This is a genomic window from Phyllobacterium zundukense, assembly GCF_002764115.1.
Lineage (GTDB): Bacteria > Pseudomonadota > Alphaproteobacteria > Rhizobiales > Rhizobiaceae > Phyllobacterium > Phyllobacterium zundukense.
Map to the genome: position 1 here is coordinate 3512691 of NZ_CP017940.1, position 25176 is coordinate 3537866.

23 protein-coding genes and 4 pseudogenes are annotated in these 25176 nt (G+C 56.1%); 14 read left to right on the forward strand and 13 right to left on the reverse strand.

What is annotated here, in order from left to right:
- Positions 1-379 precede the first annotated feature (379 nt).
- The gene (locus tag BLM14_RS17565; protein ID WP_157929552.1) at positions 380-505 is read left to right on the forward strand and encodes a helix-turn-helix domain-containing protein; all 126 of its coding nucleotides are present in this window, start codon (positions 380-382) and stop codon (positions 503-505) included.
- Positions 506-646: 141 nt separating this feature from the next.
- On the opposite strand, the gene BLM14_RS17570 is transcribed toward BLM14_RS17565, so the two are convergent.
- Entirely contained in the window at positions 647-1120 is a 474-nt protein-coding gene (locus tag BLM14_RS17570) for a hypothetical protein (protein ID WP_100000570.1), read from the reverse strand.
- 756 nt (positions 1121-1876) lie between these two features.
- Positions 1877-2317: an SRPBCC family protein gene (locus BLM14_RS17575; protein WP_100000571.1), complete on the reverse strand. Its 441-nt coding sequence runs from the start codon at positions 2315-2317 to the stop codon at positions 1877-1879.
- Positions 2318-2565: 248 nt separating this feature from the next.
- Between BLM14_RS17575 and BLM14_RS17580 the strand changes: the two are divergent.
- From BLM14_RS17580 to BLM14_RS17600, 5 genes and pseudogenes are all read left to right on the forward strand, one after another.
- Positions 2566-3197: pseudogene (locus BLM14_RS17580) on the forward strand (diaminopropionate ammonia-lyase); the annotation flags it as partial.
- A gap of 8 nt (positions 3198-3205) precedes the next feature.
- Positions 3206-3493 (forward strand): annotated as a pseudogene (locus BLM14_RS17585) (Zn-dependent hydrolase); the annotation flags it as partial.
- Positions 3494-3626: 133 nt separating this feature from the next.
- Positions 3627-3941: an ArsR/SmtB family transcription factor gene (locus BLM14_RS17590; RefSeq protein WP_100000572.1), complete on the forward strand. Its 315-nt coding sequence runs from the start codon at positions 3627-3629 to the stop codon at positions 3939-3941.
- Positions 3938-4294 carry an SRPBCC family protein gene (locus BLM14_RS17595; protein ID WP_100000573.1) on the forward strand — a complete coding sequence of 119 codons (357 nt, stop codon included), beginning with the start codon at positions 3938-3940 and terminating at the stop codon, positions 4292-4294. The genes BLM14_RS17590 and BLM14_RS17595 overlap by 4 nt, the downstream gene beginning before the upstream one ends.
- A 37-nt stretch (positions 4295-4331) precedes the next feature.
- Positions 4332-4958: an ATP-dependent Clp protease proteolytic subunit gene (locus tag BLM14_RS17600; RefSeq protein WP_100000574.1), complete on the forward strand. Its 627-nt coding sequence runs from the start codon at positions 4332-4334 to the stop codon at positions 4956-4958.
- A 280-nt stretch (positions 4959-5238) separates the two neighbouring features.
- On the opposite strand, the gene BLM14_RS17605 is transcribed toward BLM14_RS17600, so the two are convergent.
- Positions 5239-6000 (reverse strand): alpha/beta hydrolase, encoded by a 762-nt coding sequence (locus BLM14_RS17605; protein WP_100000575.1) that lies wholly within the window; start codon positions 5998-6000, stop codon positions 5239-5241.
- A gap of 153 nt (positions 6001-6153) precedes the next feature.
- Here BLM14_RS17605 and BLM14_RS17610 point away from each other — a divergent pair, with 153 nt between their 5' ends.
- The gene (locus tag BLM14_RS17610) at positions 6154-6591 is read left to right on the forward strand and encodes a MarR family winged helix-turn-helix transcriptional regulator (protein ID WP_100000576.1); all 438 of its coding nucleotides are present in this window, start codon (positions 6154-6156) and stop codon (positions 6589-6591) included.
- Between the two features lie 429 nt (positions 6592-7020).
- Positions 7021-7515, forward strand: coding sequence for an acyl-CoA thioesterase (locus tag BLM14_RS17615; protein ID WP_100001459.1), 495 nt, complete (start codon positions 7021-7023; stop codon positions 7513-7515).
- An 83-nt stretch (positions 7516-7598) separates the two neighbouring features.
- Here the strand turns inward: BLM14_RS17615 and BLM14_RS17620 are convergent, their stop codons facing one another.
- The 9 genes and pseudogenes from BLM14_RS17620 to BLM14_RS17660 form a co-directional block, all read right to left on the reverse strand.
- Positions 7599-9224 carry a GMC family oxidoreductase gene (locus BLM14_RS17620; RefSeq protein ID WP_100000577.1) on the reverse strand — a complete coding sequence of 542 codons (1626 nt, stop codon included), beginning with the start codon at positions 9222-9224 and terminating at the stop codon, positions 7599-7601.
- Positions 9221-10750: an FGGY-family carbohydrate kinase gene (locus BLM14_RS17625; protein ID WP_100000578.1), complete on the reverse strand. Its 1530-nt coding sequence runs from the start codon at positions 10748-10750 to the stop codon at positions 9221-9223. The genes BLM14_RS17620 and BLM14_RS17625 overlap by 4 nt, the downstream gene beginning before the upstream one ends.
- A gap of 32 nt (positions 10751-10782) precedes the next feature.
- Positions 10783-11625: a class I fructose-bisphosphate aldolase gene (locus tag BLM14_RS17630; protein WP_100000579.1), complete on the reverse strand. Its 843-nt coding sequence runs from the start codon at positions 11623-11625 to the stop codon at positions 10783-10785.
- Positions 11598-13345: pseudogene (locus BLM14_RS17635) on the reverse strand (glycerol-3-phosphate dehydrogenase/oxidase). The gene BLM14_RS17630 and the pseudogene BLM14_RS17635 overlap by 28 nt, the downstream one beginning before the upstream one ends.
- 11 nt (positions 13346-13356) lie before the next feature.
- Positions 13357-14352, reverse strand: a complete 996-nt coding sequence (locus BLM14_RS17640; protein WP_100000581.1) for an aldo/keto reductase — start codon at positions 14350-14352, stop codon at positions 13357-13359.
- Positions 14349-15359, reverse strand: coding sequence for a sugar-binding transcriptional regulator (locus BLM14_RS17645; RefSeq protein ID WP_100000582.1), 1011 nt, complete (start codon positions 15357-15359; stop codon positions 14349-14351). The genes BLM14_RS17640 and BLM14_RS17645 overlap by 4 nt, the downstream gene beginning before the upstream one ends.
- A 1-nt stretch (position 15360) precedes the next feature.
- Positions 15361-16350, reverse strand: a complete 990-nt coding sequence (locus tag BLM14_RS17650; RefSeq protein ID WP_100001461.1) for an ABC transporter permease — start codon at positions 16348-16350, stop codon at positions 15361-15363.
- Positions 16351-16372: 22 nt separating this feature from the next.
- Complete coding sequence (locus tag BLM14_RS17655) at positions 16373-17920, reverse strand: sugar ABC transporter ATP-binding protein (protein ID WP_100000583.1); 1548 nt, start codon at positions 17918-17920, stop codon at positions 16373-16375.
- Positions 17921-17989: 69 nt separating this feature from the next.
- Entirely contained in the window at positions 17990-19018 is a 1029-nt protein-coding gene (locus BLM14_RS17660; RefSeq protein WP_100000584.1) for a substrate-binding domain-containing protein, read from the reverse strand.
- A gap of 339 nt (positions 19019-19357) precedes the next feature.
- Here BLM14_RS17660 and BLM14_RS17665 point away from each other — a divergent pair, with 339 nt between their 5' ends.
- From BLM14_RS17665 to BLM14_RS17690, 6 genes are all read left to right on the forward strand, one after another.
- Positions 19358-20113, forward strand: a complete 756-nt coding sequence (locus BLM14_RS17665; protein WP_100000585.1) for a GntR family transcriptional regulator — start codon at positions 19358-19360, stop codon at positions 20111-20113.
- 1 nt (position 20114) lies between these two features.
- Entirely contained in the window at positions 20115-20900 is a 786-nt protein-coding gene (locus BLM14_RS17670; protein ID WP_100000586.1) for a transporter substrate-binding domain-containing protein, read from the forward strand.
- A gap of 84 nt (positions 20901-20984) precedes the next feature.
- Positions 20985-21656, forward strand: a complete 672-nt coding sequence (locus tag BLM14_RS17675; RefSeq protein ID WP_100000587.1) for an amino acid ABC transporter permease — start codon at positions 20985-20987, stop codon at positions 21654-21656.
- Entirely contained in the window at positions 21653-22312 is a 660-nt protein-coding gene (locus tag BLM14_RS17680; protein WP_100000588.1) for an amino acid ABC transporter permease, read from the forward strand. Before BLM14_RS17675 ends, BLM14_RS17680 begins: the two co-directional genes overlap by 4 nt.
- On the forward strand, positions 22290-23015 hold the full coding sequence (locus BLM14_RS17685; RefSeq protein WP_100000589.1) for an amino acid ABC transporter ATP-binding protein: 726 nt from the start codon (positions 22290-22292) through the stop codon (positions 23013-23015). The genes BLM14_RS17680 and BLM14_RS17685 overlap by 23 nt, the downstream gene beginning before the upstream one ends.
- 313 nt (positions 23016-23328) lie before the next feature.
- Positions 23329-24090, forward strand: coding sequence for a GGDEF domain-containing protein (locus tag BLM14_RS17690; protein ID WP_100000590.1), 762 nt, complete (start codon positions 23329-23331; stop codon positions 24088-24090).
- Positions 24091-24173: 83 nt separating this feature from the next.
- On the opposite strand, the pseudogene BLM14_RS17695 reads toward BLM14_RS17690, so the two are convergent.
- A pseudogene (locus tag BLM14_RS17695) lies at positions 24174-25106 on the reverse strand (GGDEF domain-containing protein); the annotation flags it as partial.
- Between the last annotated feature and the right edge of the window lie 70 nt (positions 25107-25176).

The following is a 25176-nucleotide window of genomic DNA, read 5'->3' on the forward strand; positions in this document are numbered from 1 at the left end:
AAAGACTCAACTTCAAATCCGATTGCCCAACGTGCGGAGTTACCTACCTTCATATTCCCACGGGTGTGACCAATTCCACCGTCATCGTCTGCAGTTCATGCAATACCCCACTCGGAATGTGGTGCCAGCTTGAAACGTCGTTTGTGGCGCAAGGCGGCTTGGACAGCACACCCGAGATGGACGACGAACAGATCATCCGGAAAGCGTAGTTTCCCATAATGAACAGTGAGTGGTGCCATCGGCGCTCCTGTGCTTCCATGGACGCATCGAGAATTACAAGCCATAAGAGCAAGCCCAGGCGAGAGACCTCGAGCTGACCCCAAGATCGCGCGTTGAGGCCATGGACAAGCAAATCGGTGTCCGGTTGCGGGAATTTGGCATGGCAGCAGGTTTCACCCAGGTGCAACTCGGAGCCGCCATCGGCATGTCGTACGTGCAAATCCAAAAATACGAGAATGGCGTAAATCGCATAGCCATTGCCACGCTCGTATCTGCAAAGCGCTGAATTTAAGTCCCATGGATTTCCTAGGCCCATTACTTCGAGGCAAGGGAGCCTCTAACGCTCAGCTCAACGACCGGTGTGCTATCCAATCCTGATGCGGCCGGCCAAGGTGAACCATACCGGGCCAAAGCGCAGCAAAGTACTCTAGCGCAAGCTTGCTGATGGTGCCGCGGGCTGCTGTTTCCGCACGTGTTTGCGGGCTTTGATTTCGGCGTTGTTCATCTCCGCGTCACCCAAGCTCCACTTGATTTCAGGCGGCAAGCCTAACCATCCCTGACGCGACACAGTATGCTTTTTCACAAATCCCTTGTGCTGTAACGAGGCTAGCCCCCGACGAATGGACGCCTCAAGAGCGCGGCTCTTCCAAGCGTGGTCCGCGTCTTCGCACCTGCCAAATAGCGTCTCGTACAGAAAGAAATGCAGTTCTCCGGGAGTCCACTTAGACCCTAAGAACGCATCGGAGCGCATGAAGGTAAGAATGGCCTGCTCTACCTCTGCGAGACCGCGCCCCATAAGCGAAGTGAAAATCCCCTGAAACCACGATGATCTGAACTGCAGCGCGATGAACATTGCCACATTGCGCACAGGATTTGATGCCTCTGATGGTGCCGGTGTCATGGTTTCTCTCCCTGGCTCCTCGCCTATGGAAGCATGAAACCAGCTGCCTAGAGATAAGTAAAATTTATTATATTTACGATCATACTAAATCATTTTAACTCATCGTATGACAATTTAAATTTGAAACAGTCCGGGCAGCCATTGCGATAGCAAGACCCCTTGCGCAATGTTTGGCCGCATCGTCCAACAATAACGAGCGCAAGGCAATGCGTTGATCGAACTATGCGGTCGAATGGCGCCCGTCAAATTCCAACCGGAGCAGCCTGTCGCCTTAAAAGGTTGAAAGTTGCACGATCGATGTTCCGTAGAAGATATAGGCACCGATGGCCGTAGTGATCGCGATAACGATCATCATTGCCCCATCCGTCAATTCGAACATTTCGCCCTCCTTTTTCTTGTTTTTCACCAGTCTAACAAATCGCGGCACGGTTGGATGCATACCAACGTGGGCTAATCTCACCGAGTTAGTTGGCTGATGACGAACGGGCACTATTATTGGCGCAAGAGCATGACCACCTTGGGTCAGGCCGTCTGCTAGCGGGGTGGAGCGATAGCCTGCCTGGCCGGGCATGACGGGCTTCTCTCGATATTTCGTATGGCTCGCCTTTGGGCGGCTTGACACGCAGGCGTCCCTGCGTGGAGGGGTATCCCGGCCTTGGCAATACCAACTTAAGCGAGGTTGGATGCTCTCACACCGGATTGCGAAAATCGTCAACGTGAGCCGATCCCGACAAGCCTTTGCCAGATCCTGATGTGCTATTCGTTAATCGTCGGCTCGACGAGCCTTGCCAAGTTTCGCAGCGACTCCTGCCAACCCAGATAACAAGCCTCAGGTGGAATGACGTCTGGCACACCTGACTGCGTTATATCCAGCTCGGTCCCGACCGAAACTTTGTTCAACGTCACAGCTACCTCCATTTCACCAGGCAGGTTGGGGTCGTCGAATTTGTCCGTGTAGCGTAGGCGTTCGCCTGGAACGAGCTCGAGATATTCGCCGCCAAAGGCGTGGCTTTTGCCTGTTGTAAAGTTGCGGAAGGACATTTTGAACTTGCCGCCGACCGTCGGTTCCAAGTGATGCACAGTGCAGGTAAACCCGTTGGGGGGAAGCCACTTGGCGAGCGCGTCCGCCTCGAGGAAGGCGCGATAAACCTTTTCTGGGCTGGTTGCCAGAACGCGGTGCAAGCGTATGGTGTTCATAGTCGTGATCCTTCTGAATTGACGGAATAGGCGACCCTAGGACGTACGAGGCCTTGCCAATCCGACACGGGATTGACCTGTTATTGAAGTAAAATTACTCAGACCTCATGCTGCAGAGTTTTGACCGAGATCAAGTGAAGGATCGCTTCGGGGGCAAATGCAGCCACGGTCATTGGTCTGGAATGGGCCATGACCGGACGTTCGATGCAGCACTAGCCAACCGGAACAGTCAAGGGGCGCAACTCGTGGGCGTGTCGGACACGTCGTGGCCGGGATATGAACGCATTCCAGCTCCGTCATGCAGGGCTACACCGCATTGGTTCGCGAGGCGTTACGGCAGATGACAGAGCCTCCGACCCACGTTTTCATTCAGTCCGGTGTAGGCGGTATCGCGGCCGCTGTGGCGGGTTACATGGCAATCGAGTTCGGCGACAGACGGCCGACATCCGTAGTCGTCGATCCCGCACGTGCGGCGTGCCTTTTCGAAAGCGCCAAGGCTGGCCATGCAGTAAGGATTGCCCACGGTGAACCGACCGTCATGGCCATGCTGGAATGCTATGAACCGTCGCTAGTCGCCTGGCGCATCCTGTCCCGCGTTGCCGATCGGTTTATGACCGTGGACGAAGCGGATGCGATAGCGGTGATGAAGGCGCTTGCGAACCCCTTGGACAACGATCCTGCGATCGTAGCTGGAGAAAGCGGCGTTGGTCTTGCGGCGCCGATCAAGGCAGCCTCCAATCCTGAGATAAAGGCCGCGCTCGCGTTGGATGAGAACTCCCGTGTCTTCCTGATCAACACCGAGGGCGCCACCGACCCCGCGAGATATGCGGAATTCGTCGGCGCGACGCCGGCACAGGTCGAAGCAGACATCAAGAGATGAGCGAGCGCATGAGCAATCAGTCGATCGATGCCAATCGTCTACTCGGGCGCATCCGAGAACTTGGCGCAATTGCCCGCGACAGTGATGGCAGGCTGGTTCGTCTCGCGGCCTCGGGCTCGGAAAAGCTTGGCCGTGACCGGTTCGTGGCCTGGGTGAAGGATGCGGGTCTCGACGTTGCCGTCGACCGGATCGGAAACGTATTCGGCATCTGGAGACCTGACGGTACGGGTGATCATCCGCCCCTTATGCTTGGCTCGCATATCGACACCGTCATCAACGCCGGGATTTACGACGGCTGAGCCTATGAGCCTGTCGCGAAACCGGGACGACCTGAATCAACCCTTTGGTAGAAACAAACGCTACCCGTAGTGCAGTCTTTTGATATTTGTTCCTGTTGCGAATCATATAAGTCTGTGCTTATGTATTCGCATGAGCGAAACAGAATTTTTCAAGGCGCTGGCCGATCCGACAAGACGCGCCGTCTTCGAACGGCTGGCCGATGGCGAGATGAACGCCACGGACTTGCGGCAAGGGTTTGACTTGTCTCAGCCAGCCATGTCGCAGCATCTGGCTGTTCTGCGCACGGCTGGACTGATCGCGGAACAGAAGCACGGCAGGAATGTCCTCTATCGGATCAATCCCGATGGTGTGGCGCGAATCCATCAATGGCTTAGCCGCTACAACTCGTTCTGGCCAAGCCGCGTGGACGACCTTAAACAGCTTCTCAAGGAGATGGATCAATGACACGCAAGACCGACGCGAGCATAAACCTCACCTATGAACTGGACGCTGCTCCATCTAAAGTGTGGCGGGCTCTGACCGTACCGGAATATGTGTCGCGATGGCTGAAGCGACCTACCGGCAAGAACGAGGTTCCGGAGGAAAAAGCGCTGGAGTCATCCTTCGAATTACGCCTGATCTCCGCCGATCCTGATACCTGCGTGCGCTATAGTCTCAAGGACAATGATGCCGTTAGTGTCGTGACATTCCAGATCGGGGCAAATGGCAGTGGTGGCACTACCTTCAGCATTGTGCATGAACTTGCGATGAGCGCAGCCAACAGTAACTGGCAGCAACCCCTGCGTACAGCAGCCTAAAGACTATTTCTTGAATACCACGGAAAGGAGCTCGCCTATGCGCGACATGATGCAACTCGTCCCTATGGTAGTGGAACAATCCAGCCGCGGCGAACGATCATTCGATATATACTCGCGCTTGCTACGCGAACGTATCGTGTTCCTGAACGGCCAGGTCGAAGACGGAATGGCAGCACTCATCTGCGCGCAATTGCTGTTTCTGGAATCGGAGAGCCCCACGAAGCCGGTTTCAATGTACATAAACTCGCCGGGCGGTGTTATCACCAGCGGTCTGGCGATCTACGACACGATGCAGTTCATCACATGTCCGGTCGCAACCTTATGCATGGGGACGGCGCGGTCTATGGGTTCTTTCCTCCTGATGGCGGGTGAACCCGGTCAGCGGACTGCGCTGGCGAATTCAAGTATTCATGTGCATCAACCGCTCGGCGGATTTCAGGGACAGGCCTCCGATATTTTCATCCATGCGGAAGAAATGCGCCAAACCAAGCACCGAATGATCAGCCTTTACGCGCAGCATTGCGGACGCTCGTTCGAGGATGTGGAAAAGACATTGGATCGCGATCACTTCATGACCGCTGAGGAAGCCAGGGAATGGGGCCTTGTTGACACGGTCCTGTCAAAGCGGGCGGCATCGAGCTCCTCCCTGCCGGCAGACCTTTGATTGATCTCCGCTGAATGTGGCAATACGGGGCGGCCTGGTCGGGAGTTCCGTGCTGCAGCCGGTCTGCCGCTCAAGCCGTGGTTCCACTCCGCGTGAATTCAGCGGCATGGAGTTTCACGAAGTCGTGCTTGCTGGTCGGCGTCTTGCCCGTAAGCTTGGACAGGTCATCACCTACGCCTAAGGTCCGTTATGGGCTATGATATCGTGTATTCCTGTCGGCACCCTAGATGAAAAACCGGAGCGTGTTATGGGACGCCCCGGCATTCAGAAGGCCAAACATTCACTTGGCGGTTGCGGCCCGCTTGATGAGATCGGTAACGGCTTGCGGCTTGGAAACATAGACGGCATGGCTTCCAGCCGCTTCAACGACGGTCGATCCGGCGCGTTCTGCCATCATGCGCTGTGCGGGAGGCGGGATCATGCGGTCATCCGTTGCAACCAGATAGTAGCTCGGCTTTTTCTTCCATGCCGGATCGGTCACCGCACCCGTCAGAGCCTCAAGGCCCCACGGAACCTGCGAGTCGGCCATAAACGACGCGGTCTCAGCATCGACATCGGCTGCAAAGGACTCTGCAAACTTTGCCTTGTCGAGGAACAGGAAGCCATCGACTGGCGGCAGGATCGGGGGCACGGGAACCCCGGCCGGAGGATTGGCGATCAACGACGAAACGGACTCGCCTTTGTCGGGTGCGAACGCGGCGATGTAGACGACGGCCTTCACCTTCTCGTCTGTACCGGCTTCGCTGACAACAACGCCGCCATAGGAATGGCCGACAAGCACGACAGGACCATCCTGCTGGGCAATCGTGCGGTTGGTGACGGCAACGTCACCGGCCAGCGACGTGGTCGGGTTCTGCACGATGCTGACATTGTAGCCGTCCTTTTTCAAAATGTTGTAGACACCTTGCCAGCCCGAGCCATCGACGAAGCCGCCATGGACAAGGACGATGTTCTTTGCACCGACTGGGGCAGCGTGAACAGGGGTCAGGGCGCTTGCAGCCATGGCGAGCGAAGCAGCGGCGGTGATCAGGGTCTTGGTCATTTGCATATCTCCTTTTAATGTTTATTGCGATAATCATTATTGCGATAAACATTAAATACAATAAGCCGCACATTTTGTAAAGCGATTTCATTATCGCGATATTATTTTGTGTGATAATTGTTATCGCAGTACGATAAAATCACGGAGATAACGATGACAGACGCCACCCCACTTCCGCTCGACAGCCAGCTCTGTTTTTCTATCTATTCCGCGTCGATTGCCATTCATCGTGTCTACAAGCCGATGCTGGATGAGCTAGGCGTTACATATACGCAATATCTTGTGCTTAGCACTCTTTGGGAAACCGACGGGCAGACCATTACGGCCATAGCCGATAGATTGGGGCTTGAGCCGAGCACCATTACTCCGGCCGTTAAGCGATTGGAAAGTGCAGGGTTTGTGACACGCAAGCGCAACACATCGGATGAGCGTCAGGTGAGAGTTTATACGACCACCAAGGGTAGCGCCCTTCACTTTAAGACGGCTTGCCTCACGGATACGCTATTGCGCCGTTCCGGATTCACAGTGCCGGAGATGATCGATCTTAACCACAAGGTGCAGTCGCTGCGTGCTGGGATGATCAATCCATAAGGGTGAGACATACAGGGATTTGACCTCCATCAGAAACGTCAAACCAATGCCACGTGTGGCCGTTGTCCTTTCGAAGCAATCTGGTGCAAGGACCTGTCACATTGTTTTTTGCTTAAGAGAAATCCACCCTTCGACGCACTTCTGTTCGGGCTGCCGCACGTACCGAAGGCCAAGAAACAACCTTAGGACCTTGCCGTCATATCACACTGGCGGCCCCGGTCGGTCGCGGTGGCCGCCTTCTTTTCGCCATTCGCAGAAACTCACTTGGTCCATAGCCGGTTTGCCCCCGAGCAATTGGTGACGGGCGATACAAACTCGGTTACGCTGCCGACCATCGCACTCCCAATGCGCTACTCACGCGGTGGCCTCAAGCAGGTCGGCGTCAGGCAACGGGACTATATTGCTTATGCTGAAACAACGGGGGCAGGAATGGACGACGGCACTGATACAAGTCGAATTGAGATGGTTGTCCTGATGACGCCCGACATGGCCAACTTCAGCGGCAAAGTCCACGGTGGTGCCCTGCTCAATCTCCTGGACCGCGTCGCTTTCTCCTGTGCATCTCGCTACTCAAAGGAATACGCGGTCACGTTGTCAGTCGATCAGGTCGTGTTCCGTCAACCAATCATTGTCGGTGAATTGGTGACCTTTCGCGCCTCGATCAACTACGCCGGTCGAACCTCCATGGAGGTCGGTATCCGGGTTGAGGCCGAAGACATCCGCACCGGCGTGCGCCGGCACACGAATTCATGCTATTTCACCATGGTCGCCGTCGATGTGGATGGTAAGCCGACGGCAGTGCCGCCCTATCATCCAAAATCCGAAACCGCACAACAGCGATTGCGCGCCGCGGAAGTGAGACGCAGCCTGCGACGCGAGTTTGAGACGCGGTTCCGGGCTGCCGGCTCTACGACGACAGGGTGAGTTGGAGGCGCAATACCCAGCCTGAACCCGTTACTCGGTGTCCGGGCGGCCGGTATCCAGATGCACCGACAACCCAACCGTTGTCACCGCCCCTGAAGAATGAAATCGGCAGCTTTTTCCGCAATCATGATGACCGGGGAATTTGTATTACCCGAGACGATGGTAGGCATGATGGAAGCATCTACCACACGCAGCTTTTCGAGTCCGCGAACCTGCAAGGTGCTGTCTACAACAGCCAGATCGTCACTGCCCATCCTGCACGTTCCGACCGGATGGAAGATCGTCGTTGCAATGTCGCCCGCGCGATGGATTAGCTCCTCGTCGCCCTGGTACTCAAGCCCGGGCAGTATCTCCTTCGGTTGGTATTTCAGTACAGCCTTTGTAGCCATGAGATTGCGGGCGTGACGGATGGACCTAACAGCCAACAACCTATCACCTGCAGTCGAGAGATAATTTGGCTGGATATCCGGCGCAAGATGGGCCTCCGGTCGGGAAATGTGCACGGTCCCGCGGCTTTCTGGCCGGAGATTGCAGACCGAAACAGTTACGGCCGGATAGCGATGCAAGGGTTCTCCAAGGCGGTCTGTGCTGAGCGGTTGGATATGATACTCGAGGTCTGCAGTCGCAAGCGCCGGATCGCTTCTTGCAAAGATACCGAGCTGGCTCGGTGCCATTGACAGCGGACCAGACCGTCGGAGCACGTATTCCAGGCCCATCGCGGCTCTTGAAAAAAGGTTGTGATAGAGCTGATTCAGCGTCTTCGCACCTTCGATACGGAACACGGTGCGAATCTGCAAATGATCCTGCAGATTTCCACCAACGCCGCGGAGTTCGTGGCTGGGCTCGACCCCTGCCCGTGCCAGATTTGTGGGATTTCCAACGCCCGAAAGTTCGAGGATTTTTGGCGAGTTGATTGCTCCTGCCGAAAGGATAATTTCTCCATCGGATGTCGCAATGCAGACCCTGCCCTCCCAGCGGTAGCGAACACGCGCCGCGCGTTTCCCATCGAACTCCAGCCGCTCGACCTCCGCTCCCGTTACCACCCGAAGGTTGCGCCTCTTCAGAACCGGACGAAGAAATGCCTTGGTTGTATTCCAGCGGAATCCTCCGCGTTGATTCACCTCGAAATAGCCGGAACCCTCATTGTCGCCCGCATTGAAATCATCTGTCTTGGGAATGCCGAGTTCTTCCGCGGCATCGCGGAAAGCGTCGAGAATGGGCCACGAAAGCCGTTGTCGCTCCACCCGCCACTCCCCGCCTGTACCATGCATGGAAGACCGTCCGCGATAATTGTCCTCGGACTTCAGGAAATAGGGCAGGACGTCATTCCACCCCCAACCGATATTTCCCGCCTGCCGCCAGTTGTCATAATCGGCAGCTTGCCCACGCATGTAGATCATGCCGTTGATCGAAGAACATCCTCCGAGCACCTTCCCGCGCGGATAGGGCAGCGAGCGACCATTGAGACCTGGCTCCGCCGCCGTCTTCATCATCCAGTCGGTTCGGGGGTTACCCATGCAGAAAAGATAGCCGATCGGTACATGAATCCAGTGATATCTATCGCTGCCTCCAGCCTCAAGCAGAAGAACGCGGTTCCTGGGATCTGCCGATAGCCGATTGGCCAGCACGCAGCCTGCCGATCCCGCCCCTATGATGATGAAGTCGTAAGCACCTTCATCAGTCGCAGCTTCATGGGCATGCTGGGTCACGCTGCTACCCCCGTCGCAGACACTCCGCTTCCTGCCATGCGCCGCCAGATCGGCGCCATCGCATCGGCAATATCCAGATAAAGCCGGTAGCGGTAATCATAGTGGGCAGCGCGCGCTGCATCTGGCCTATAATGGCGTTCGGTCGCTACCATTGCCGTGGCGCCAGCCTCGAAATCGGCAAACATGCCGACAGCGGTTCCTGCGGCGATCGCCGCGCCAAGTGCGCCTGTCTGGCTCGATCGAGCGACTGTGACGGGTACACCCAGCACGTCGGCGAAGATTTGTGGCCAGAACATGCTGCGCGAACCACCTCCGGATAGCACCGCTTCGTCAAAGCCAGCGCTGGCGGCGCGCAGCGTCTCGATATGCTGGCGATGACCGAAGGCAACACCTTCCAGCAGAGCATGGATCAAGTGACCCTTGGTGTGCCAGCCCGCGATTCCATAGAATCCGGCTCGCGCATTGCTGTCCTGCTGCGAACCGTAGAGAAACGGATGATAGATCGGATCGTTGGCCGCCGGTTCTACCATTGAGGCAAGCTCGCACCAGACATCAAATGGAGAGCGTCCATCCGGCTGCTTGCCTGGAAAGAACTCGCGCACGAACCATTCGAGATTTGCGGCAGACGTAGCGCTCGACTCGATCGCCATGTAGCGTTTGCGATCAAAGGTAGATGACATGAAAACGGGGCTCTCGAGCCGGGGCTGGTCAATAACTATCTGGTTGATGCTCCAGGTGCCGGCAATGATGGAAGCCGCACCCGTGCGCGTAACTCCCGAGCCGATAGCCGAAGCGATCACGTCAAATAATCCGCCTATGACCGGTGTGCCCGCGGCGAGACCTGTCTCTGCCGCAGCCGCTTCGGTCACCGTTCCGGCAATATCGGCGCTCTCGATCAAGGGTGGCAACAGGTCCATGCAGTCGCCCAACCCGTACGCCGCCATCAGATCACGATCATACCGGCGTTGCGAAACGTTCAGCAGCCCGCACCCGGCCATGTCGGATACTTCGCTGACACGTCGGTCAGTCAGTCGATTGACGATAAAGTCCTTGCAGAGGAAGACGGTGCCGATCTTCTTGAATGTTTCCGGCCGATGCCGTTTGATCCAGGCGAGCAAAGTTGGTGTCTGGGAAGGCCAGGGACGCTGCAGCCCGATCGGATAGGTACGATCGCCGACGCCCTCGGCCTGCCATTCCTCGACAAGACCGGCTGCCCGCGTATCGAGTGACTGGATGGCAAGCAGGGGCTCCCCTTCGCGATCCAACGCATAGAGACCATTACCATGTCCCGCGCATCCGATAGCCGCGAGTTCTGCCGGCTGAATTCCCGCCCGGTCGAGGCACGACCGGATTACCAGCCTCGCATTTGTCCAGAGTTCACCAAGACCACGCTCGACATGGCCCGGAAGCGGCATGCTGCTATGCCCCTCCTCGGCAAAGGAAGCGATTTCCTTGCCCTGCCGGTCAAAAATCACCGCCTTGATGATTGTGTTGCCGGCATCAAGCCCTAAAAGATATTTTCCCATTCCGAACCCCTCCTCAGCTCCTTATTTCGTTCTCAGCCTTGCTGATAGCGCGCGTAGGCGTCCTCACCGCTGGCATCGTCATGGATGATTGCCATGAGTCCCCGCACCACGGCGCTTGGATTGGCGTGCTGATAGATGTTGCGGCCGTAAACCATGCCCACTGCCCCCTGCCGCATCAATGCCGCCGATTTGTCGAAGACGGCGCGCAGATCTTCCTTCCCGCCGCCCCGCACAAGCACGGGGCAGCGCGCTGCCTCGACGACCCGATGGAAATCCTCCGCAATGGTTGTAGGGTCTGCCTTGATGATATCCGCACCCATCTCCCGGGCAAGCCGGGTAAGCGTGACGATTTTGCCCGCGTCGCCATCCACCATATATCCCCCACGCTCGGTGACGGGCTGCATGACAAGGGGCTCGATCATCAGCGGCATGCCGTATTTCTCGCAGTCGGCACGCACCCGCGAAATGTTCTCGACACACTGGCGGAAAAGGTCAGGCTCGTCCGGCAGCATAAACAGATTGACCACCACGCAGGCTGCATCCATCTCGATGGCACCGATCAGCGGCTCGGCTTGATTTTGCAGAACAGCCCACATGTTGCGATGGCGGAGGGGATTATAGGGATTGCCCATGTCGATGCGCATGACGAGCGCCGGCTTTTCCTTGCCTGCCAGGTTCTGCAAAAGGTCAACCTGACCATAGTTCATCTGGATCGCATCCGGTGCTGCGGCCACCAATGCCTGCACCACACCCTCCATGTCCTCAAGTCCATTCAGGAAAGATGGTTCATTGCACACGCCGTGATCGATCGCCACGTCGAGGCAGCGCCCCTTGCCGAAAAGGCGGTTCATCCGAACCTTGCGGTTGTTTCGCATGTCGTACTCCTTGTTCAATTCGTGCGGTAAGCATGTCGGCGCTGACGCCATGGCGGGCGGCGAGAAGATTCAGAAACCGTGACCGCTCAGCCGCCCTACGCTCCGGTGCCCAGTGCTTTTCACCTGCAATCAGCTCGAGGGTCGCATCCGTCATGGCGAGCGACAATTGTCCGCTGATAGCCAGCGTTGTGCGTCTCAACAGGAGATCGCCGAGATGTTCGACGGCTTCGTTGCGGATCAGGTACAATATCTCACGGGTTGAATAGCCCGCATGCGGCATCGCTTCATCCGGCCCGCTGGCAATGAACAGGGCAACTGCCTCAGCGTCGGTGCCGTATCGTGCGAAGAGTTCCGTTACCCGCGCAGACGCAAGGCCGGTTGCGGAAGACGTGCGCACAGCCCAGGCACCAGGATCCTCCGGGAATCCGCGCCCGCCCCCGATCGAACGGTCTGTTGTCGTTACGCGGCGTGTTCGATGCAGACGGTCCAAAGCCATATCGGCGGCCAGTTCTCCGAAGGAGCGAAACGTCGTCCATTTGCCGCCGATCATGCACAGCACTGCTGGACCCCCATCGGCCGATTCAATGACGTTGCAAAAATGGTCGCGCGGGATACGTCCGGTAAACTTGTCTTTGCTCGCCGGAAGCGGCCGTACGCCCGAAAACTGAAATACGATTTCCTCGGGGCGGATTCGAATGCCGGGCAAAACAAAGGCGAGTGATTGCAGGATATAATCCCGCTCATCCGGAGCGCAGTATACGTTTTCTGGATCATCAATCCGAATATCGGTGGAGCCTACCAGCACCTTGCCAAGATAGGGAAACAGAATGCAGACACGGCCATCCTCATTCTCGTAATAGATCATATGGCCGTCGAGAGCCCTGGTGAGTTCGGCATTGTCGATAATCAAGTGCGATCCCTTGGTACCGCCTATCAACGGCTCAGGCCGGCTTTCCAGCGGGAACAGGCCGGTATTGACGATGTCGATCCAGCCGCCTGTTGCATTGATGATAAGTGTCGGCTCTACAACCGTGGTCGTGCCCCCTACATGGTCCTGCACTGCAAAGCCGCCCGTCGCATCGCGCCGGAGCTCAGCATAGTTGAGCGCACATGCATCCGGGCCGACGGACAAAGCGTCCTGCAGCAATTCAATTCCGATACGTTCGGGTTGTCTGACCCAGGCATCGTGATACGTCGCTGAACTCTTGATTGCAGGATTGAGCGCCGGCCATTTGGCCAGCGTCGTCCGCCGCCCGCGAAATCGATGACGCGGCATCAGGGCGCGCTTTCGCGTCAGAAAATCATAAATGCTGAGTCCTGCCTTGATGGCGATGGCGCCACGACGACTGGGTTTGCGGCTCAGGCCAAGGAAGCGAACAATGCCATTGGCAAGACCGGAAAAAACATTGAACACAGGAACCATTGTCGGCAATGGCGCGACAAGGTGCGGCGCGTTTCTCAAGAGTCGATCGCGCTCCACAAGCGATTCATTCACCAGATTGAACTCGCCGTTTTCAAGATAACGCAGACCGCCATGCACCATCCGCGACAAAGCGGAACTGGCACCGGAACAATAGTCGTTCTTCTCGACAAGCAGCACATTGAGCCCTTGAAGCGCAAGTTCACGGAACACACTGATGCCGTTGATACCGCCGCCCATGACGCACACGTCCACCTTCGGACTCCGGCGAAGCCCGTAAAATATCTCTTCACGCTTCATGATGCAGCCCGTTACCTGTCCATATCTGCAAGTTTCACTGCGATGGCCGCGTCGATGGCCGAGAGGTCTTCCTTGTCGAGCCGGATCGTCCCGGCCTTTGCATTCTCCAGCGCCTGCTCCGGATTTCGCGCGCCGCACAGCGCGAACGTCACGCCGTCTTGCACCAGCGTCCAGGCTATGACCGTCTGGGCAATGCTCGCGCCATGCTTGTCGGCGACGGGCTGGATCGATTCGGCAAAATTGCGTGCCTTCAACCTGTTGTCGACCGAGAAACGCGGATTGTCTCTCCGCTGGTCATCGCCGGAAAATACACGATCTGGATCAACTGTCCCCGAGAGGAGGCCCAGTGCCAGTGAGGAATAGCTCAACGTCGAGACGCCGTTCTGCCGGGTCAAAGGCAACAAGTCTGTCTCGATCTCCCGATCTATCATGCTGAACCTCTCCTGGATGGCATCAAGGGAACCGGTTGCGACGTAGGCACTCAATTCAGCCGGGCTGAGATTGCTTGCACCGCTTGCCCGGATCTTGCCTGAACTGCGCAGATCCTCCAGTGCCTGCACAGTTTCCTCGATCGGCGTCGTGGGATCCTGCCAATGAGTGATATAAAGATCGATATAGTCCGTGCCGAGTCTGGTCAGGCTTGCTTCGACCTCATGGACGATCGCATCGCGGCCAAGGTAGCGGTGGACAGGGGTTCCACCCTGGTCAAAAAAGTGCCGGCCTTTCTTCGTATGCCAGACGAGACCGCATTTGGTGGCAATCACCGCTTTGTCGCGCCGGCCCGCAAGGGCTTTGCCCACGATCTCTTCAGACCGTCCAAGCCCGTAAGCGGGGGCAGTATCGATCAGAGTAACACCCGCATCCAGCGAAGCTTGAATTGCAGCGATCGACTGTTTTTCGTCGGTACCGCCCCACATCCAGCCACCGATGGCCCACGTCCCGAGCCCAACCGCTGAGGCTTGCACGCCTGACTTGCCTATTGAACGCACCAATTGTTCGCCGTTCATGCCAAGGCTCCTTCGGCCGCCGCAATATCCAGAATACGCAGTCCGGTCGCTTCATCTGTGACGAGCGTGTCCAGATGATTGCCACGCATGATGCTGAGGATTGGTCGCGCCTTGTTCGGTCCGCTCGCAACACCGATCTTACTCGGGATCGAGGCGAATTCCCGCAACGTCAGCGAGACAAGAGAATCATTCAGGCTGTAGCCGCAAACCTGACCTCGGTCATCGAGCAGATGGGCCAGAAGTTCACAACTTGCGCCTGATTGCTCGATCGCCTCCCTGTCGGTACTCGAAGATGGGTGCAGATCATAATAGCTGGAATCATCGGTCAGGATTGAACCTATACCGACAAGGGCAACTTTCGCCTCCCGCGCCCGTTTGAAAACATCGGCCACCGAGCGCATGTTGATCAGCATCGAACGTTCCATGGCGTTGTCGGCAAAGAGCGGCGCGTGAATTTGATAGGCGTGGCCGCCGAGCTTGTCCGCCATCAAAGTCGAGACATGGTTCACGTCGGTGTAATGCTTGCCCTGAACACAGCCCGTAGCCGGAACAACTTCGACATCGAATGAACGCGGTACGTGCAACCCTGCAACGACAGCACTGACGCCCTTGCCGCCAGTGATGCAAATTGTGTCACCATCAGCGATTTCATCGATAAGCAGGCGCGCTGCCGCCTCGCCAACGGCCTGCAGGGCGGTTTGCGGATTGTCGGAAACCGTTGGCACGACGATAGCGCGTTTGATCCCGCCGAGAGCCAGCAACCGCTCCTCCAGATCGACCAGCGGCTCGACTGGAGATTTGATCTTGATCTCCACGAGGCCTAGCTCTCGGCCCCGCTTGATAAGGCGGTTCACGGTCGGTTGTGAGACACCTAGCTGGTCGGCAATCTGGGCCTGCGTCAGGCCTTCCAGGAAATGCAGGACCAATGCCTGATGCATTTGCCGCGCGATAACGATCTCCTCGCGAGGAACGGGGGATGGTTTCGTGTTGAGTCTGACGATCGTCATGTCAGGAAGCCTTCCGCTTGTGCAGAAAATGATCGATGGAGACGGCCCCAAGCAGGATGCACCCCTTTATCATGTCCTGCCAGTAAACCGACACATTGAGCAGAACCAGCGAACTGGTCACAACCGAGAGCAATGCTATCCCAAGAATGGCACCAAGTATCGTCCCCGACCCACCATTGAGCGATGCACCGCCGATGACCGCAGCGGCGATGATGTTGAGTTCCATGCCGACACCGAACGTGGGCGTAGCGGCGCCGAAACGCGACATGTAGATGACGCCTGCAAAACCCGCGAGTGTCGAGCAGAGCACCGTCACCCAAAATTTCACATGGTTAGTCCTGATTCCGGAATAGAGTGCGGCTTTCTCGTTACTGCCCGTATAGAAAACCTTGCGCAGGGCAGTTGCACGTCTGAGAAGGAAATCGAAGAGCATGACGACAGCGAAAAAGATGATGATGACATAGGGAATGCCGTGAAAACTGCCCTGCCCGACGGCCTTGAATGCCGGGGGTAGTGTAAAGAGCGAAAGCGGGGTTCCCTTGGTGATAATCAGGCACAGGCCACGGACTATGACCATGCCTGCGAGCGACGTGATGAAATGATTGAGTCCCACCACAGTGACAAAGAAACCCATGACGCAACCGATCAGCGCGCTGGCGAGAATACCGATGAGGGAGGCGCTCCATGGATCGAGCCCGGCAAGGAACAGTGAGCCCGAAAGCACCATTGCAAAGCAGACGACCGAACCTACGGCAAGGTCAATGCCACCGACGATAAGCAGGATCGTCATTCCGACAACGACAATACCCTCCACGGAAAAACTCATCAGCATCGCGCGGAAATTGCCGAGCGTGAGAAAATGCGGCGAAGCAAAGCTCATGGCAACGCATAGCGCGAGAATAATTGCGATCAGGCCTGCCTCCCGCATGGAGCCTATTCTTTTCCAGGACGGAGACCGCACTGCCTTTGTCCCCATCGTATCAGCCAACATTTGCTCGTCTCCCATACTTTCTTCAGGCGGCATGTTCTGATGCCAGCCGGTTTCGTGCATTCTGCGCATGATTGGCACCTGACGCGAGCCGGATAACCGCTTCTTCCGTCATCGCGTCCGCATCCAGTTGACCAGCCACTGTACCTTCGCGGATGACGATCACCCGGTCACACAGCCCGAGCAATTCGGGGAGTTCGGAAGAGATGACGATGATGCCAATTCCGGACATGGCGAGTTCGCGCAAAAGCAAGTGGATTTCCGATTTTGCGCCAACGTCGATGCCACGCGTCGGTTCATCCATCACTATCACCTTGGGCTGAACGGCGAGCTGTTTGGCAATTGCCACTTTCTGCTGATTGCCGCCGCTGAGCGAGGACACGGGCGCGTCGATACTGCCCATTCGAATGTTCAGTTTTCGCGAAAAATCGCCGGCGAGCTCTGCCTCTCTCTTGGCGTCGATCAATCCAAGGTGTCCGGTCAACGCCCCCAGGTTAAGGACCGAAATATTCTGGGCAATCGAAAGGTCCAGGAAGACACCCGAGCCCTTACGGTCTTCCGACAGATAGACGAGGCCGGCTTTCACCGCGTCCGCATAGGTTTTAATCACCTGCGGCTGGCCATGCAGCAGAATTTCGCCACTTGTGGTGGCTCGCAGTCCGCAGATCCCTTCAGCAATTTCCGTGCGGCCGGAGCCGATCAAGCCGCCAATGCCAAGAATCTCCCCCCTCATCAGATCAATACTTACATCGCGGAAACGATCTCTGTCGCCAAGGCCGCGAACCGAGAGGATTGCCTCGGACGACCGTTCGTCAGCCGATTGCTTAGGCGGATAAAGTTGTGTGATCTCGCGACCGACCATCCGGCGAACGACGTCGTCAGGTGTCAAATCGGCGACACGCTCAGTCGACACGTAACGGCCGTCACGCAGAACAGTCACCCGGTCACAAAGGGAGAATATTTCGGCCATCCGGTGGCTGATGTAGATGACGGAAATGCCATTGGCCTTCAAATCGCGGATGATCTCAAAAAGTATCCTGGTTTCGGATTCCGTCAGCGCAGCGGTCGGCTCATCGAAGATCAGCACCCGGCAGTCGAGCGTCAAGGCTTTCGCGATCTCGACCAGCTGTTGGCTGGAGATAGGTAGATCACCGACCTTGCGTCGAACGTCGATAGGTGCGAGCCGGTTCATCACTTCTTGTGCCTCGCGTTCCAGCTTGCGATAGTTCATCAACAGCGAGCGCTGTCGGCTGGTGGATGCCATGAAGATATTTTCCGCCGCGCTCGCATCCGGGCAAAGTGCAATCTCCTGGTGAACCAGTCCCAGACCAAGCGACTGTGCGACGGAAGGCGACGCGATCTTCACCGGATTACCCTCGATGAAAATCTCTCCCTCATCCGGTTGCAGCACACCGGCTATAATGTTCATGAGCGTCGACTTTCCAGCGCCGTTCTCGCCGCAAAGCGCATGAATCTCACCCTGTTCCAGGCTGAAATTCACATTCGTCAGTGCCTTCACTGCACCGAAATGTTTTGTGACGTTGCGGATATCCAGGACCGGTTTCGGCATCATGACGCACTCTTCCAACTAGCTTCGCAAAGGGCTATCCAGACTTCCGGTCTGGATAGCCAGCTGAAAAGCTTACTCCTCGATACCCTTGGTGCCACGACGCTTGAGGTACTTGTCCCAGAAGAAATCATCCGCATTCTCGGCGGTGACAATGGAAAGGCCATTGTCCACCAAGGGAATGCTCATCGGATTGAACCCTGCACGCTTGGCGTCGTTCATGGGGTCGATCAGTTCCGGATGCTTGGCCAGCCAGAGCAGCATAAAGCCCATATAGCCCTGCATGCCTTGATTGGGGTTGATCGAGCCGAAGACTTCACCGGCCTTGATCATGTCAAGGATGTTGGCGTTGACGTCCGCACACATGACAAGAATCTTGCCGCCGCTTTCCTTGTTGGCCTGAGCAGCACCGATTGCCGAATTCGCCTCGGGCATGAAGACGGCTCCGAGGTTGGGATTGGCCTGAACAATACTCATCAAGCCCTGATAGGCCTTGGTCGGGTCCTGATTCGATGCCGCTCTGCCGACAAGCTTCATTTCAGGCCACTTTGCCTTCATGCGATCGATGAAAGCCGTGACGCGCTTGTCATGATTGTCCTGCCCCGGATTCTCGAGGACGGCATATTCGCCCTTACCACCCAGCTTTGTGGCGATGGCATCGGCAGCGTAGGTACCCTCGCGAATATTGTCGGAAGTAATGAACGAAATTCGTTTGGAAAGCGGAGAATCGGCCGCAAATGTTACGATCGCCGTACCTTGATCGATCGCCCGGTTGATTGGCTCTACAAATGGATCAGAGTTCATCGGGTGAACGAGGATGCCAGCAGGATTCTGCGCCAGTGCCTGGTCGAAGCTGGCGATCTGCTTATTAACGTCATACTCTGGTGTCCCGGTATAGGCTGTTTCGCAGCCGAGCTGCTTGCCCGCCTGCTTGAACATTTCATATACGGGGAACCAGTATTCGACGCCTGAAACCATTACATTCATGACGTATTTTTCGCCCGGCTCGCAGCGAAACGGCGATTCCGTCTCAGCACTGGCAGAAGAAGCGAAAAGTGTCGTTGCAAGGACCGCCATTGCGGTCGTGCTTAAAAAAGTGCGCAAGTGTCCTCCTCGAGGCCGAAGCCCCTCCCATTGGTCTGTGGCGCCTTAGCGGGCCACCGGTTCGTTATGAAGACCAGCAATCCTCCTCGAATGCTGTCACGACTAGCCAAGCGCAAAGAAAAGCCGTTGTCAATATAATTCATACTGTGAATTATAATTCAGTATAATCTTGAGATCATGTTAATGGGTATTCTGGGGGACCGGCAGCCATTGGAAGAGTCTGCGCCTAAAGAATGATCCAGATGCACGTAAATGTGCAAACTTGAGGCAGTTTCGATAGCAACCCTTTGAAAAGATTAGGCACATCTATTTGGCACGAGACTTGCTTACACAGCTTGTATGCAAGATGAACCTGTTCAAACGACCTCAAAAGACGCCATCGAAGAGGCAATCGTCTCGGGGATTCTTTCCGCGCGTATCAAACCTGGTACGCGTCTGAGCGAAAATCAGCTTGCCACTCTGTTCGGGGTGTCTCGCACACGTGTCAGGGAAGCGATGATGCGCCTTGAGACAAGGTGCATTGTGCAGGTTAGCCCGCGGCGCGGCTGGTTCGTTGTGGAACCGTCTGCCGAAGAAGCGATGGCCGTATACGAGGCTCGCCGCATTATCGAGGCAGGGCTGTTGCGCAGCATGAGAACGCTTACGGACAAGGGCCTAGCCTCCCTTCACGGCCATCTGGCAGAGGAAAAAGCTGCGATGGCGGCCGGTGACCGTCAACGCCTGACCTGTCTGATGGGCGATTTCCATATCCGTATTGCCGAGTTGGCAGGCAACGCTGTTCTCACTGAAATTCTCCGTGATCTCACCGCGCGGACAATTCTCATCTCAATGCTCTATCAGTCGGATTTCCACGCCATGCAGTCCCATCTTGGGCATTGCCGGATTGTCGAAGCCTTGGAGGAGGGTGACTTTTCCGAGGCCGCGACGCTGTCCATTCAGCATCTTGATGAAGTTGAGGCAGGGCTGGATCTGACGAAGCGTCCAGATCCCCTGGCCGAACTGCGAAACTCACTTTCGCTTCCTCCCAAAGAACGTCCCGCCACTTCTTCCGGCGGCACAAATGACAAGTCCACCACCTCAAAGGAGAATGAATAGAATGCTCGCACGAAACATCCTCGTCGCCTTTGCGACATTTGCCGCAACCCTCGGATTCACTTCGCTGTCCCACGCTGACGCCTTGGCCGACATCACGTCGCGCGGCACGATCCGCGTCGCCGTTCCACAGGATTTTCCGCCATTCGGCAGCGTGGGCACGGACATGGCACCGATGGGTTATGACATCGACATGGCCAATCTGATCGCAGAACAACTCGGCGTGAAGGCCGAACTCGTGCCGGTCACCAGTGCAAACCGCATTCCCTATCTGCAGACCAACAAGGTTGATCTGGTTATTTCCAGCCTCGGCAAGAATCCGGACCGTGAAAAGGTCATCGATTTCACGACCGCGTATGCGCCCTTCTTCAATGGTGTGTTTGCGCCTGCCGAGTTTTCTGCGGCGAAGGCTGAAGACCTTGCGGGCAAGATTGTCGGTGTCACACGCGGTGCCGTTGAAGACCTCGAGCTCACCAAGATCGCGCCGGCTGACACCGTGATCAAACGCTATGAAGACAATAACGGCACCATCTCGGCCTTCCTTTCCGGTCAGGTTGAAGCTGTTGCAACCGGCAACGTCGTTGCAGCAGCGATCCTTGCCCAGAACCCGCCGAAACGCCCGGAGCTGAAATTCCTTATCAAGAACTCGCCCTGCTATATCGGCCTCAACAAGAATGAAACGGCACTGCTTGAAAAACTGAACGCCATCATCGCCACCGCCAAGTCTGACGGGAAGCTCAACATCGTCTCGCAAAAGTGGCTCGGCGCCGATCTTCCGGCCGACCTCTGATCAAAGGACCCTCTATGGCCACGTCATCCCACAATTCATCGTGGGATGACAAACCACCATCGGCGCAAGAGAGAGGACATTATCTTGAGCTATCATTTTGAATTCAGCTGGTTGCTTCAGTATTACCCGCAAATCCTCAAGGGTATCCTGATAACTATCGAGCTTATCGCGATCGGCGGAGTGCTGGGCATTTCACTCGGCATCATCTGCGCCTGGACCCGGGCTCTCGGCCCAGCATGGCTGAAACCTGTTGTTGCGGCCTATGTCGAACTTATCCGAAACACGCCCTTTCTGATCCAGCTCTTCTTCATCTTCTTCGGCCTTCCATCGCTCGGATTGCAACTCAATGAACTGACCGCCGCCAATATCGCCATGGTCGTCAATCTCGGAGCCTATAGCTGCGAGATCATTCGGGCAGGCATCCAGGCAACGCCGAAGGGTCAGTTCGAGGCTGGTGCCAGTCTCGCCATGACACGTTTCGAGACCTTCAGGCATGTCGTTCTCGTGCCGTCACTACAACGTATCTGGCCAGCATTGTCCTCGCAGGTCGTCATCGTCATGCTCGGTTCGTCCGTGGTGTCGCAGATCGCTGCCGAAGACCTGACTTTCGCCGCCAACTTCATCCAGTCTCGCACGTTCCGGGCATTCGAGGCCTACACCGTCTCGACGGCGATCTATCTCGCGCTGGCGATCCTGCTCAGACAGGTGCTCGTGATCCTCGGGGGCTTCATTTTTCCAAGGAGGCTGGCCCGATGATCGAATTTACGACATGGGATATCATCCGTAACCTGCTGCTCGCAACGCGCTGGACGGTTCTCCTGTCGCTTGTCTCCTTTATAGGCGGCGGCACGGTCGGACTGCTTCTCCTGTTCTTGCGCATTAGCAAACGCAAAACACTGCGCAGCTTCGCCAAATACTACATTGAGCTCTTCCAGGGCACACCGCTTTTGATGCAGCTGTTCATTGCCTTCTTCGGCCTTGGACTTTTCGGCATCGACGTGCCGGCATGGCTGGCTGCTGGACTGGCGCTCATCCTCTGGACCGCATCGTTTCTTGCCGAAATCTGGCGCGGCTGCGTTGAGGCGGTTGCCAAGGGACAATGGGAAGCTTCCGCCAGTCTTGGCATGGGCCGGTTCCAGCAGATGCGCTACGTCATCCTCCCCCAGGCATTGAAAGTCGCCCTGCCACCGACCGTCGGCTTCTCCGTTCAGGTCGTCAAGGGCACTGCTCTTACCTCGATCATTGGCTTCGTCGAATTGTCGAAGGCCGGAACAGTCGTCACCAATGCAACCTTTCAGCCCTTCGTCGTCTACGGGCTTGTTGCTCTCATCTATTTCGCGCTCTGCTGGCCATTGTCCAAGAGCAGCCAGATTCTGGAAAGGAAGCTCAATGTCGCTCATCGAAATCACTGAAGTCAGGAAGAGCTTTGGTTCAACCGAGGTCCTGAAAGGCATCAATCTCGATGTCGAACCAGGAGAAGTGATTGCCATTATCGGCAAGAGCGGATCCGGAAAATCGACGCTGCTTCGCTGCATCAACGGGCTTGAAAAGATCAACGACGGCTCGATTTCCGTGGCGGGCGCTCAGTTCATCGATGATGAATTGCATCTGAAGGCACTGAGACTGAAGGTCGGCATGATCTTTCAGCAATTCAACCTCTTTCCGCACCTGACCGCCGGCGGCAATGTCATCCTGTCACAGACTGTCGTCAAGAGGACCCCCAAGGCCGAAGCGGAAACCATGGCGCGCAAAATGCTCGAGCGAGTTGGCCTCGGACACAAATTCAATGCCTATCCCGACGAGCTCTCCGGCGGTCAGCAGCAGCGCGTGGCAATCGCCCGGGCGCTGGCCATGCAGCCGATCGCGCTGCTTTGCGACGAAATTACCTCGGCACTCGATCCGGAACTGGTTTCAGAGGTGCTCGCGGTCGTGCGCGAGCTTGCCACCGAAGGCATGACGTTGCTGATGGTGACCCACGAGATGAAGTTCGCCCGGGACGTCTGCTCGCGCGTCGTCTTCATGCATCAGGGCCGCGTGCACGAAATCGGTCCGCCGGAAGAGGTCTTCGCCAATCCCAAGACACCGGAGCTGAGGCAGTTTCTCGGCGTGCACTAACCAGTCCGGATATTTGGTGGCGTGGTGGTGGGTGGTACGCAGGGCATCAGCTCACAAGGCTCAGACATCAGCGATCACGGATTGCGATCAGCCGCGCGCCACAATATTCCTGATCGATGTTTGGTGCCGCATGGTCTGCCATTGGTAGCGGATCTAATCCTAAACCAACTGCCTGGTGCCTCGCGGCAACAGAGCCGAGTCCGCTGTTGCCAATATTCATAATGAAAACAGAATTGAGATTACTTCCTACTATGTAAGTGTGTACTTTCGTTCTTCCACACCTATAATTCCACCATCGAGATGGAAGGCTCCAATGAAATACTACAATTATTTGGTGCTGAAGTTTGAAGAGCTGACCCCACTCAAACAGATTGTTCTCCTGCTTGTGTTGGGGAGCATTTTGGCAAACGTTCTTGCCGTGCTCTTCTTCCGTCTAGGCGGGTACGACCGCGTGGATAAGACCGTCTTTCTGACGACCGTCATTGTGCTCATTGTCGGCGGTCCGTTGGGTGCATTTCTCGTTGGCCAGAATTACAAGCTCAAGCTAATGGCGGAGGAATTGGAAACAGCGTTTCGCAAGGACGGCATGACGGGACTTTCGACGCGTCATGAGTTTCATATCCGGACCGAGCGTTTAATCAGAAATAGCAGCCTCGCGTTAAGTGCTGGAGCCGTTCTTTACATAGACGCAGATCATTTCAAGGCCATTAATGACAGATTTGGTCATGTAATCGGCGATGGCATACTTCTTGAGCTCGGCACGATGATCCGTGAGACCATGGGCAGACGCGACGTCGGAGCTCGTTTTGGAGGAAAAGAGTTCGCCATATTCCTCACCGACGCTGACTACGGTAAAGCCGCATGGATGGCCGAGAAATTGTTGATGGGCGCGCGGGGAATTTCCCGAAAAGTAAACGGCCAAGAGTTATTCGTGACAGTAAGTATTGGCGTTTCGTTCCACGAGCCCGGCCAGACGCTGGAACATCTCTTGGCCGCAGCTGACGAGTGTCTCTTGCAGGCCAAAGATCAAGGACGTGACCGTGTGGTCTTCGCGCAAATCACATCGCACGCATGAATCAGCTTGGTCCAACACGCCGCCTTTAACTGGCTTTAATCCAACGGGTCTAATGAAAGCCATGACGAATAAAGTTCGCTTTTCTACTCGCCCTTTCCGCTTGCGGCTTTAATCGCCGAATAGTGCGAACGCTTGTCCTCATACATCAGCAAATCGGCGCGCTTGGCAACGGATTCCATTTTTTCCCCAATGCTGCTGGTAGCCCGTCCGACAGAAATATTGAGCGGTATGTTCGAATAATACTGATTGTTGATTTCAACCAAGCTTCGAATTTCCTCGACCAGGCTCGCCGCCCCCAATTCATCGATCGCAGGTAAGAGAACAGCGAATTCATCTCCACCGATCCGTGCCGCATAACACGGTGCTCTAACCGCTTCGCCAAGAACTTCCCCTACCCGCCGCAGCAAACCATCGCCGACACTATGACCCCATTGATCATTGGTTACTTTCAGTCCGTTCAGATCCAGTATGATGATTGAGACCGGGTGGAATTCGCGCCGCTCGAGCCTGTTCAATTCATCCACATAAAAGGTGCGATTGTATAGCTTCGTGAGCACATCGTGTTTGCCCAGATATTCGAGATAGGCTTCGGCTTTTTTGCGTGCTGTTATATCGGTCAAAGATATCTGGACTAAGGACCAGTCATTCTCGTGACCTGGCAGAACAGAGAACTGCAACAGCACATGGCGTTCTGTGCCGTCGAGCACATAATTCACGGTCTCTCTCTGGTGAAACAGATTGCCATTCCATAGGTCGATCAACTGCTCTCTAAAATGTGCGTTCATCTCGTCCCTGAAAATGTCAGGGAGGCGGCGCAAAAGGGTGAGCTTGTCCGGTGCGAGAAACAGCTTCAGCGTTTCGCGATTGACGTCGATAACCCGGATTTCACTGGCACATTGGCGCACGAATTCAGGATGCACGTCGGTGAAAACGCGAAAGTCGGTGATGCCCCGCTCGCGCACTTCGTCGAGCAGCCGCTTGATGCGGCTGAAGTCTTCTACCCAGAGAGATACAGGGGGGCTGCGCTTATCCGCACAATGCCGACGAGCGCGATCAAGATACCACAAAAGGCCCGAACAAGTTTTT